Annotated in this window: 10 protein-coding genes; 6 read left to right on the top strand and 4 right to left on the bottom strand. The window is 65.9% G+C overall.

Annotated features, from left to right (window positions below; all coding sequences use genetic code 11):
* Positions 1-99 precede the first annotated feature (99 nt).
* Positions 100-495, bottom strand: a complete 396-nt coding sequence (locus tag ACZYW1_RS21295; RefSeq protein WP_463788446.1) for a DUF732 domain-containing protein — start codon at positions 493-495, stop codon at positions 100-102.
* Between the two features lie 196 nt (positions 496-691).
* On the opposite strand from ACZYW1_RS21295, the gene ACZYW1_RS21290 reads away from it, so the two are divergent.
* On the top strand, positions 692-2071 hold the full coding sequence (locus tag ACZYW1_RS21290) for a rhodanese-like domain-containing protein (RefSeq protein WP_463788445.1): 1380 nt from the start codon (positions 692-694) through the stop codon (positions 2069-2071).
* Here ACZYW1_RS21290 and cysE read toward each other — a convergent pair.
* The 3 genes from cysE to ACZYW1_RS21275 are packed head-to-tail and all read right to left on the bottom strand — an operon-like array spanning position 2064 to position 4967.
* The gene (gene cysE / locus ACZYW1_RS21285; protein ID WP_463788444.1) at positions 2064-2744 is read right to left on the bottom strand and encodes a serine O-acetyltransferase; all 681 of its coding nucleotides are present in this window, start codon (positions 2742-2744) and stop codon (positions 2064-2066) included. The genes ACZYW1_RS21290 and cysE overlap by 8 nt on opposite strands.
* A gap of 2 nt (positions 2745-2746) precedes the next feature.
* Positions 2747-3679 (bottom strand): cysteine synthase A, encoded by a 933-nt coding sequence (gene cysK, locus ACZYW1_RS21280; RefSeq protein ID WP_463788443.1) that lies wholly within the window; start codon positions 3677-3679, stop codon positions 2747-2749.
* A 25-nt stretch (positions 3680-3704) separates the two neighbouring features.
* Positions 3705-4967 (bottom strand): thioester domain-containing protein, encoded by a 1263-nt coding sequence (locus tag ACZYW1_RS21275; protein WP_463788442.1) that lies wholly within the window; start codon positions 4965-4967, stop codon positions 3705-3707.
* A 380-nt stretch (positions 4968-5347) separates the two neighbouring features.
* On the opposite strand from ACZYW1_RS21275, the gene ACZYW1_RS21270 reads away from it, so the two are divergent.
* From ACZYW1_RS21270 to ACZYW1_RS21250, 5 genes are all read left to right on the top strand, one after another.
* Complete coding sequence (locus tag ACZYW1_RS21270; RefSeq protein ID WP_463788441.1) at positions 5348-6271, top strand: family 2A encapsulin nanocompartment shell protein; 924 nt, start codon at positions 5348-5350, stop codon at positions 6269-6271.
* A complete protein-coding gene (locus ACZYW1_RS21265) occupies positions 6258-8138 on the top strand; it encodes a family 2A encapsulin nanocompartment cargo protein cysteine desulfurase (protein WP_463788440.1) in 1881 nt (626 codons plus the stop codon). Before ACZYW1_RS21270 ends, ACZYW1_RS21265 begins: the two co-directional genes overlap by 14 nt.
* A 570-nt stretch (positions 8139-8708) precedes the next feature.
* Positions 8709-9419 (top strand): MlaE family ABC transporter permease, encoded by a 711-nt coding sequence (locus ACZYW1_RS21260; protein WP_292990226.1) that lies wholly within the window; start codon positions 8709-8711, stop codon positions 9417-9419.
* 26 nt (positions 9420-9445) lie between these two features.
* Positions 9446-10270: an ABC transporter permease gene (locus ACZYW1_RS21255; protein ID WP_463788825.1), complete on the top strand. Its 825-nt coding sequence runs from the start codon at positions 9446-9448 to the stop codon at positions 10268-10270.
* 4 nt (positions 10271-10274) lie between these two features.
* Positions 10275-11627, top strand: coding sequence for an MCE family protein (locus ACZYW1_RS21250; protein ID WP_463788439.1), 1353 nt, complete (start codon positions 10275-10277; stop codon positions 11625-11627).
* Positions 11628-11643 lie beyond the last annotated feature (16 nt).

Raw genomic sequence — 11643 nt, 5'->3', positions numbered from 1 at the left:
GCCGCTTAGCTGCGATTTTAGCGCCATAGTGGCTGATAGCGGCGATGCGCGAATGGTGTGGTCCAGGTGGTTCGAGTCCACCCGGGGGAGCCAGTATTCCTAGCGGCCCATGCCGCCGAACGGTCCCTGGCTTTTCGACTTGTCCTGCGCGCTCGACCTGGTCAGGTAATCCGGACAGTAGGCACTCGACGCCAGCGCGGCGAACTTCATCGCTCCACCGGAATTCAAGCCCGGGTTGAGCATGCTCAGCTTGCTGACGACGTCCTGCTCGGACGTCCCTGAATTCATCAGGTCGCAGGCCAGTCGGCCGGCGGCGACGGCAGCCGAGCCGTCCCGAAAGGTCATGCCCGCTTTGGAGAGCGAGTCGACGAATCGCGCATCGGCAGCAGGGTCCGGCGGGACCGTGGTGTTGGACGAGTCGCCCGGGTCGGCGACCGCGGGCGCGGCGAGTCCGATGGCGACGGCGGCGCTGGCCAGAACGAGAAGCGATCGCATCGATTCATTCTCTGCTAAACGGACACCGTTGTCCTGTCGGGTGATCCAGCAGACGGGTGCGGATGGCCCGAGAGGCGTCGCGCGTCCGATGGAATCAGCCTGACCGCACCGCATCTATTGCCTCTGAGCAGGCATTTGTTGAATTCACCTTGATTCCAAATTGCTGGTGACCGGCAGCAACGGGAAGCTTGTAACCATGATCTTCACGCAGCACTACCTGGACTGCCTGTCGCAAGGCTCGTATCTGATCGGGGATGAGAGCACCGGACGTGCCGTGGTCGTCGACCCGCGCCGGGACATCGGGGTCTATCTGACCGAGGCCGCCGAGAACGGCCTGCAGATCGAGCGGGTCATCGAAACTCACATCCACGCCGACTTCCTGACCGGTCATCTGGAACTCGCCGCCGCCACCGGCGCGCAGATCAGTTACAGCGAGGACGCCGAACTCGAGTTTCCGGTCGATCCGCTCAAAGACGGGCAGCGGATCTCGCTGGGCGAGGTCACCTTGGAGATCATCGCGACACCGGGTCATACGCCGGAATCGATCTCGGTGGTGGTCTACGAACACCCCAACGATGACGTGCCCTACGGCGTGCTCACCGGTGACACGCTGTTCGTCGGTGACGTGGGGCGACCGGATCTGCTCTCCGGTGAAGGGCTGTCGTCGGAGGAACTGGCGCGGTCGCTCTATGACTCGCTGTACGACAAACTGCTGAAGTTGCCCGACGCCACCCGCGTCTTTCCGGCACACGGAGCCGGGTCGGCGTGCGGCAAGCAGATGTCCAGCGAGACCAGCTCCACGATCGGCGACCAGCGGCGCGACAACTACGCGCTGCAGTTCTCCGATGTCGACGAGTTCGTTGCCTCGATCACCGAGGGGCAGTCACCGCAGCCGCGCTACTTCGAGTACGACTCGGTGCGCAACCGCGAACAGCGTCCGCTGCTCGATGACAACACCCCACCCTCGCTGACTCTCGACGAGGTGCAACGGCACGCCGCGGCCGGCGCGGTTCTGCTGGACACCCGCGATGCGGCCGAGTACACCCGCGGCCACGTGACCGGTGCGGTCAACATCGGGTTGGACGGTCGCTTCGCCGAGGGCGCCGGTCAGGTCTTTCCGCCCGACCGCGATATCGTCCTGGTGGGCGACACCTCGCTCGCGCAGGAGTCCAGGATTCGCCTCGCCCGGGTCGGCTTCGATCGGGTCATCGGCCAATTGGACGACCTGGCAAGCGTTTTCGCTCGGTCGCCGCACCTGGTGGAGACCGCCGCGCGCTTCGACGCCGCGCAGTTGGCCGAGCTGCTGAACGACGAACCCGGTCTGCAGGTGGTCGACGTACGCAATCCGGGCGAGACCGAGGACGGGATCATTCCCGGGGCGCAGGAGATCCCGCTGCCGACGCTCACCGACTCACTGGAACAGCTCGATCCCACCGCGCCGGTGGTCACCTACTGCGCCAGCGGGTATCGCTCACTGATCGCCGCCAGCCTGCTCCGGGCGGCGGGCTTCCACAGCGTCGGCGACCTGCGGGGCGGCTACCAAGCCTGGGATGACGCCGGGCTGGCCGTCAGATAGAGAAGTCCTCGCCGTGCCACACGCCGGCCTCGGGCGGGCGGATGACCCTTCCGGTCTGCGGCGTGTGTCCCTGCTCCTCGAGCTTGGCCACCCTACTGAGCAGGGACTGCAGACTGATCCCGACCAGGTCGGGAACCAAAGCGTCGCTGCCGCTCGAGCCATGATGGCTGATCGCCTGCCCGGGCACGCCGACGACGACAGCGCTGTTCGGAACTTCTTTCACGACAACGGAATTGGCCCCGATCCGGCTGTCGTCGCCGATCTTGATGGCGCCCAGGATCTTCGCGCCCGCGCCGATGATCACGCGGTCTCCGATGGTGGGATGGCGTTTGCCGGTCTCTGAGCCCGTTCCGCCGAGCGTCACACCGTGGTAGATCGTGACGTCGTCGCCCACTTCGGCGGTCTCGCCGATCACCACGCCGGTCGCGTGGTCGATGAAAACTCCGGTTCCGATGATCGCGCCGGGGTGGATGTCGACTCCGGTCAGGATGCGGGTGATCTCGCCGAGCGTGCGAGCGGTCACCTTCGCGCCGCGCTGCCACAGCCAGTGGCTCACGCGGTGTCCCCAGATGGCGTGCACGCCGGGGTAGGCGAACACCACTTGCAACGTGCTGGGCACGGCGGGATCACGGTCTTTGGCCGCCTTGATGTCGCCCCGAAACGCGGCGAGCATGGCTAGTCCGCCAGATCGGAGAACAGCACCGTGCTCAGATACCGTTCACCGGACGAGGGAAGGACCACGACTATCTGCTTGCCCTTGTTCTCGGGCCGGCGAGCGACCTCGAGCGCCGCGACAACCGCAGCGCCCGAAGAGATTCCGACCAGCAGACCTTCTTCGGTGGCGAGTCGGCGGGCCAGCTCGAGCGCGTCGTCGTTGCCGACGGTGATGACCTCGTCGACCACGTCTTCGTCATAGACCGGCGGGACGAAACCGGCGCCGATGCCCTGGATCGGGTGCGGGCCCTTCTGTCCACCCGACAGCACGGGCGATGCAGACGGCTCGACGGCGATGATTTTGATGTCCGGCTTGCGGTCCTTCAGCACCTGGCCGACGCCGGTGATGGTGCCGCCGGTGCCGACCCCGGCGATGAAGATGTCGACGTTGCCGTCGGTTTGCTTCCACACCTCTTCGGCGGTGGTGGCGCGGTGGACGGCCGGGTTGGCCGGGTTCTCGAACTGCTGGGGGACGAAGTAGCGCTGGTCGCTCTTGGCCAGTTCCTCGGCCTTGGCGATCGCGCCCGGCATGCCCTCTTTACCGGGAGTCAGCACGAGCTCGGCGCCGTAGGCGCGCAACAACACTCGTCGCTCGTTGCTCATGGTGTCGGGCATGGTCAGTACGAGCTTGTAACCCCGGGCGGCCGCCACCATCGCCAGCGCGATACCGGTGTTCCCACTGGTCGGCTCGAGGATGATGGTGTCGGGCTTGAGCAATCCCGCCTCCTCGGCGGCATCGAGCATCGCGACCCCGATACGGTCCTTGACGCTGCCGCCGGGATTGAAGTACTCCAGCTTCGCGACCACGTCGGCCCCGACGCCCTCCGTCACCCGGCGCAGCCGCACCAGCGGCGTGTTTCCGACCAGTTGTGTGACGTCTTCGGCAATGCTCATTTAGATTCGCTCCCACGGTCGCGGATCAAAGTTCGTCGGCCTCCCAGCTTAGTTCGAACTCTATGGCTGTCTCGGTGGGGATGGCCAGCGCGACCGGGGTCAACCGTCGGGCGGCGGGGTCCAGGGCGATCCCGGTCAGCACCTGTCCGTGCAGCTCGGCCTGAGGTTTTGCGGTCAACGTCGCGGTGGTCGAGCCCGGTGTGCGGCGAAGGTAGAAATCAGTTCCCGGCCGTACCGAAGCCAGTGGAAAACCATCCGCGTCGACAAGGTGGTGCCCGTCGGTGGCGGCGACGGTCAGCGGTGCCGTCACCCGGAAGGGGCCGACCAGTTCGGAATCGACGACGGCATCGGTATCGATGAGCGTGGGCGCGGCGACACCCTTCTGAGTTGCCGGAACCGCCGCCGCGCCGCCGAGCAGATAGTTGTACAGGTGCACGACCCTGTCGGAGTTGCGGTAGTGCGGGGCGCCGGTCAGCCAGAAGCTGACGTGCTCGATCCGCGGCGAGCCGGTCTCGGCCGTGGCGATCAGCCGGTAGAAGCGATACCCCCGCCCGCCCCGGCCGTGACTGCTTGCCGACAGCGTGCTACCCACACCCAGCGTGCGCTGATAGCGGCCCGCGTCGTGGCCCGTGGTCAGTAGCGATCCCGAAACATCGTGCCAGACAAGCCCATTCGATGATTTCTGCAGCCGTAGCTCGGCGCTGGAACGCGACCACACCGCGTAGCCGCCCAGCTGGGGCTCGCCGTCGAACTCGAAGGTGGTGATCGCCCCCCGGCTGCGATGCACCGCGATCGGCACGTTCAGCGGCCGGGTTTCCAGGGCCAGGCCGTTCGTCAGATACCAGATCGCGGCCTGCGTGGCGGCAATCGCCTCGTGCTCGCGGATGTTGCCCGTGCCGATCGGGTAGCCCGCCGCTCTCACCCGCCGGCTCAGCTCCGCGGCGGACAGCAGCGGGTAGGAGTTACGCAGGATCCAGTCGACCCCGGCCTCGTTGCCCGACGCACGCAGCTGGGGGAGCTCCGACCACGTACCCGGCTGATAGCGCGACGGGTGGCTCGGCGACACGCCCGTGAAATCCAGCGAGTAGGCCGGCACGTTCGGGTTGATCCGGATCAGATCGGTGCGCGCCGCGCTGCCGTCGGTGAAAAAGACTTTCTCCACCGTGTGCGAATAAGTGCCGCCGCGATAGCGGGTCATCCGTGACAGTTCGGTGGCCGGACGAACCGACACCCGGGTGTCGGTAGCCACCGGTGCGGTCGTGCCGTTGCTGGAGAACAGAATGGTCATTGTTGCTTGAGCTTCCTGAAAGACTTTGTTGCGGTGCGCAATTCGACTCCACCGGCCATGCGGGGATAGTCGCCCTGAGGCGGGGAAGCGCGAAGATTTCTACAGCGTCAGAAGGGCGTCAGGAAATCAACGACAACAACAGCAACAACAGATCACGTCGAGGCAGCGCGAGGGGGCGAGGCGCGGCTGTACAACGTGTTGCATAGCGCCACTATAAGGCATGATTTGACGCGGGCTTTGAGACCGCCGGACCCGCACCCCCGCCGGGAAAAAAATCATGGTGAGTTTTACACTTGCCGGGGTTCGGCGCGGAGCCCTCCCATGATCGGCTGGCCAGCACGGCTCGACCCCGATCAGCACTCGACGACGGAAGGAACACGATGACCTCGGCTCAAAACGAGTCACAGGCACTTGGCGACCTCGGAGCCAGGCAGCTAGCGAACGCGACCAAGACTGTTCCCCAACTCTCCACCATCACTCCGCGCTGGTTGTTGCACCTGCTCAGTTGGGTGCCGGTGGAGGCGGGTATCTACCGCGTCAACCGCGTGGTCAACCCGGAGCGGGTCGCGATCCACGCCGAGGACGGAGCGGGTGCCGAGGGTCCGCTGCCCGAGACGTTCGTCGATTACGAGACCGCGCCGCGCGAGTACACCTTGCGCACCATCGCCACCCTGCTGGACGTCCACACCCGGGTCTCCGACCTCTACTCCAGCCCGCACGACCAGGTCACCCAGCAGCTGCGCCTGACCATCGAAACGATCAAGGAGCGCCAGGAGGCCGAGCTGGTCAACAGCCCGGATTACGGACTGCTCGCCCAGGCAACGCCCGAGCAGACCCTTCAGACCCTGACCGGTCCGCCCACCCCGGACGACCTCGACGCGCTGATCACCAAGGTGTGGAAGACGCCCAGCTTCTTCCTGACCCACCCGCTCGGCGTCGCCGCGTTCGGTCGCGAAGCAACGCGTCGCGGCGTGCCGCCGGTGGTCGTGAGCCTGTTCGGCGCGCAGTTCATCACCTGGCGCGGCATCCCGATCATCCCGTCGGACAAGGTGCCGGTGGAGAAGAGCAAGACCAAGATCATCCTGGTACGCACCGGCGAAGAGCGTCAGGGTGTGGTGGGGCTGTTCCAGCCCGGCCTGGTCGGCGAGCAGGCACCGGGCCTGTCGGTCCGGTTCACCGGCATCAACGAGTCGGCGATCGCCCGCTACCTGGTGACGCTGTACAACTCTCTGGCCGTGCTCACCGACGACGCGCTCGCCGTTCTCGATGGCGTTGCCGTGGACCGATTCCATGAGTACAAGTGAGCACCGAGCTGTCGACGCCGAAAGCGACTTGCCGCTGAGCTCTGCGGAACTCTCGGCGCTGGCCAGCCAGCTTTACGCGGCCAGCATCCGGCCCGGTTTCGACAGTCCGCCGCAGTCGGCGCCGGTCGCTCCCCGGGGCAATGCGCCCGACACCACGACGGCTGCCTCGGCAGGCCAGACGGCATTCGGTGCCGCGGATCAGCACCCGGTGCCGGTTCCGTTGCTCGGTGTCTCCGACGTCTACCTTCCCGCGCCAACTTCCCCGGAACCGGAGCCGCCGCCCCAGGCGGTTCCGGTGGCTCCGCGGGGCAACGTGCCGGATGCGACGGCGGGGCCGTCCTATGCGGCCACCTCCGGCGGTGTCGCGGACCCGTTCGTGCCGAGCGACCTCAGCGCCTTCGCGGTTCCGACCCATGGCATCGTCCCGACGGTGCCGGGGGTGCTGGCCGGCGGAGTGCCGGCGGTTCCGGTCGCGCCACGCGGCTCGGCGCCGTCATGGCCGACGGGTGCGCCATCGGTTCCCGACCTGGCGTGGAGCGACACGGTGCGGACCGCTCCGGATGCGCCGGCCGGTAACGAGGGGGACTACCACTTCCTCACGGCCAACGATCCGGTGCCGCAACTGACCGACGATCACGAGATCTTCGACGTCAACGCGGTACGGGAGGACTTCCCGATTCTCAAGGAGGTCATCAACGGAAAGCCGCTGATCTGGTTCGACAACGCGGCCACCACGCAGAAGCCGCAGGTGGTGATCGACCGGCTGGTGAAGTTCTACTCACACGAGAACTCCAACATCCACCGCGCCGCGCACGAGTTGGCGGCTCGGGCCACCGACGCCTACGAGGAGGCGCGGGACACCGTCGCCGAATTCATCGGCGCGCCGAGCTCGGACAACATCGTGTTCACCCGAGGTACCACCGAGGCGATCAACCTGGTGGCGCACGCGTGGGGCGGCAAGCACCTGCAGCCGGGTGACGAGATCGTCATCACCCATCTGGAACACCACGCGAACATCGTTCCCTGGCAGTTGATTTCGCAGAAGACCGGCGCGATCCTGAAGGTCGCTCCGATCGACGACGCGGGCAATCTGCTTCTGAGCGAGTTCGAGCAGCTGCTCGGTCCGCGAACCAAACTGGTTGCGGCCAGCCAGGTCTCGAATGCGCTGGGGACGGTGGTGCCGGTCGACAAGATCGTCGAACTCGGTCACCGTTACGGCGCTCGGGTGCTGATCGACGGCGCACAGTCGATCCAGCACATCCCGACCGACGTCGCCGCCCTCGGTGCTGACTTCTACGTGTTCTCGGGCCACAAGATCTACGGGCCCACCGGAATCGGCGCGCTCTACGGGACCGAGGAAGCCCTGACCGAGACACCGCCGTGGCAGGGCGGCGGCCACATGATCGCCGACGTCACCCTGGAACGGTCGCTGTATCAGGGGCCGCCGATCAAGTTCGAAGCCGGCACCGGCAACATCGCCGACGCGGTCGGGCTCACCGAGGCGTTGCGCTACGTGCAGCGGTTGGGCATCGAACGCATCGCAGCGTACGAGCAGACCCTGCTCGAGTACGCGACGCCGCGGTTGGCGGACATCCCCGGGGTTCGCCTGGTCGGCACCGCCGAAGAGAAGGCCAGCGTGCTGTCGTTCGTGCTGGCCGGCCACGAGCCACTCGAGGTCGGCAAGGCCCTGAATGCCGAGGGGATCGCAGTCCGCGCGGGGCATCACTGCGCACAGCCGGCCCTGCGGCGGTTGGGGTTGGAGGCGACGGTGCGGCCGTCGTTCTCCTTCTACAACACCCACGAGGAGATCGACGTCTTCCTGCGGGCGGTGCGGCGCATCGCCGAGGGTGGGACGAACGTCGGCTGAATCTGTTCCTTCGGGCCCGGCACACGGTGTGTAACCGAGTGCCGGGCCCGTCGGCGTTGTGCGGTCAATTGACCAGGTCAGCGCGATGCGCGCGGCTTTCGAGCCCCCCGGTCTCATATTTTCTCTGATTGATTCCAAACCTCCCGCCCGCGCGCGTAAGTCCGTAAGTTTCCGTCGTGGTCTATGCGTGCAATCGGCCCACGGCATTGATGTCGTGCGTCTGCACGCGCGCGCACCCACTGACAGTCGGGTGACCGAAAACAACCCGTAGCCAGAGGAGCGCGATGAGTTGCATCGAGAGTCGGCAAAGCGAGCAAACTCGATGAACACCGCAATCACGGCAAGTCCAATCCTTGACGATCGCGAATCACTGCTGCTCAACAGCTGTATTCCGGTCAGCTGGACGAAGCGGCCAGGGCGCCGGCAGGGGTGCGTCGGGCAAACTCTCTCGTGGCCTTTGTCACACCGACGGCGGATCGGGTAAGCGGGGTGTCGCAGAACTCGGGGGGATCGGCCCTGTCGCGGGTCGATTGGTCTAAGCCGGCGACGGCGATCGGCGATTTCGTCGTCATGTCCGGAGAGACGTTCTCCGCAGCCTTCCGCCGGCCTTTCGCTCTGCGGGAACTGATCGACCAGATCTGGTTCGTCGCGAGGGTCTCGATCGTGCCGACGCTCGTGCTGTCGGTGCCGTACACCGTCCTGATCGTCTTCACGCTCAACATCGTCCTGATCGAAGTGGGCGCCGGCGACCTGTCCGGCGCCGGCGCTGCGCTGGCGTCGATCACCCAGGTCGGACCGGTCGTCACCGCGATCGTGGTGTCCGGCGCGGGTGCCACCGCGATATGCGCGGATCTGGGCGCGCGGACGATCCGCGAAGAGATCGACGCGATGAAAGTGATCGGCATCAACCCGATCCAAGCCCTGGTGGTACCGCGGGTGATCGCCGCGACATTCGTTGCGCTGTTGTTGTATTCGGCGGTCGCGGTGGTCGGGCTCACTGGTAGTTATTTCTTCGTGGTCTACGTCCAGCACGTCACGCCGGGAGCGTTCATTTTCGGTATGACCATCCTGACCGGCCTCCCGCAGGTGATCGTGTCGTTGGTCAAGGCACTGCTCTTCGGTCTCTCGGCGGGTCTGATCGCCTGCTACAAAGGGCTGTCCGTCGGTGGTGGCGCAACCGGGGTGGGCAACGCGGTGAACGAGACCGTGGTGTTCGCGTTCATGGCGCTGTTCCTGATCAACATCCTGGCCACCGCTTTCGGTGTGAAGGTGTCACCGTGACCAGCACTGACGAGGACGAGAGGTACATACCGGGCCGGGACTTCCTGAACGGAGTGGTCGGCGCTGTCCGGACCCTGGGTGAGCAGACGGCATTCATCGGCAGCTCACTCGGTTACACCGTCGACGCCGTCCGCCGCTATCCGGGCGAGGTCCTGCGACTGATCGCGGTCCTGGGGATGGGGACCGGAGCGCTCGCGGTCATCGGCGGCACCGTTGTCATCGTCGGATTCCTGACGCTGACCACCGGCGCGCTGATCGCTGTCCAGGGCTACAACACCCTGTCCAACGTCGGAATCGAAGCCCTCACAGGTTTTTTGGGGGCATTCCTCAATGTCCGGTTCATCGTCCCGGCCACCGCGGGCGTGGCGCTGGCCGCCACCATCGGTGCCGGCGCGACCGCGCAGCTCGGGGCCATGCGCATCAACGAGGAAATCGACGCGCTGGAGGCGATGGCCATCCGGCCGATCACGTATCTGGCGTCCACCCGCATCGTCGCCGGGGTGGTGGCCGTCATCCCGATCTACACCCTCGCGATGCTGATGGGTTTCCTGGCGACCCGGTTCGGCACGACGATCGTCTACGGGCAGTCGCGCGGCGTCTACGACCATTACTTCTCGTCGTTCCTGCATCCGACCGACCTGCTCTGGTCGTTCACCGAGGCGCTGACGATGGCGGCCGCGGTGATGGCGATCCACACCTACTACGGCTACAACGCGACGGGCGGGCCGGCGGGAGTCGGCGAGGCGGTGGGGCGTGCCGTGCGTTCGTCGATCACAGCGGGGGTTTTCATTCTCTTGACCATCACACTGTCGGTGTACGGGCAGTCCGGCAACTTCCACCTGTCGGGGTGACCGGATGAGCCAGCACACCCGGCGGCGCCGGGGGATCGACCCTATCTGGTGGGCACCGCTGCTGGTCGCGGTGATCCTCGCGGTCAGCACGCTGACCGGGCTGGCGTTCGAAGGAACGCTCAAGACGACAGTGCCGCTGACCGTCATTTCCGACCGTGCCGGTTTGGTCATGGAAGACGACGCGAAGGTCAAGCTGCGCGGGGTCCAGATCGGTGAGGTGTCCAAGGTCGAGTCCTACGCCGATCCGGCGGGTACGAACCTCTCGAAGCTCAAACTGAAGATCTATCCCGACGAATTCCGTTACCTGCCGAGCAATGTCGAGGCGGAGATCAAGTCCAGCACCGCGTTCGGGGCCAAGTACGTCGACCTCATCGTCCCGGATTCTGGACCCAGCCACCGCGACCTGGCCAGCGGCGCTGTGCTGCACAGCCGCAATGTGACCGTCGAGGTGAACACCGTCTTCGAAAACCTGGAGTCGATCGTCCACGCGATCGATCCGGCGAAGCTGAACGGCGTGCTGTCGGCGTTGGCCGAAGGCTTCCGCGGCAAAGGTGAACGCATCGGTCAGGCCATCAGTGGCGGCAATCAATTCCTGGTCGCGGTGAACCCGAAGCAGGCGACCATCCGGAAGGACTGGCAGCTGTTCGGCAAGACCGCTGCGGCCTATTCCGTTGCAGCGCAGGACATCTTGTCGACCCTCGATTCCTTCTCGACGACCAGCGTCACGATCACCAAGAACAAGAAGGCGCTCAACGACGTACTGCTCGACGCGATCGGCTTCTCCAACGCCGGGATCAACACGATCGGGCGCAACGAGCAGAACCTGGTCAGTTCGATCAACCTGATCGCGCCGACCTTCGAGTTGCTGAACAAGTACTCGCCGACCTACAAATGCACGTTCGAGGGCGCGGTCTGGTACTTGGAGAACGGCGGCCGAGCGGCCATGGGCGGCAACGGCAAATCGCTCAACATCGACGGTGGACTGCTGTTCGGTGATGACCCCTACCGCTATCCCGACAACCTGCCACGCGTGCAGGCCAAGGGGGGCCCCGGGGGCAGGCCCAGCTGTGGATCGCTGCCCGACGCGAGCGCGAACTTCCCGGTCAAGTACCTGGTGACCGACACCGGATTCGGGACCGGGCTGGACGTCCGGCCCAACACCGGCATCGGCTTCCCCGGTTACGTCAACTACCTGCCGGTCACCAAGGGAACGCCTCAGCCGCCGCTGATCCGTTACCCCGGCGGGCCGGCGCCGGGCCTGCCGCCGGCCTATCCGGGACAGCCGCCGTACGGTGCACCTGACTATGCCGGGGCCGCGACGCCGCCGCTCCCGCCCGGTCCACCGCCGGCCCCCTGAGTGTCCGTGAATACGA

This window comes from Mycobacterium sp. IDUB_36, from assembly GCF_055419225.1.
This window is presented reverse-complemented; position numbering and strand designations above follow the sequence as displayed.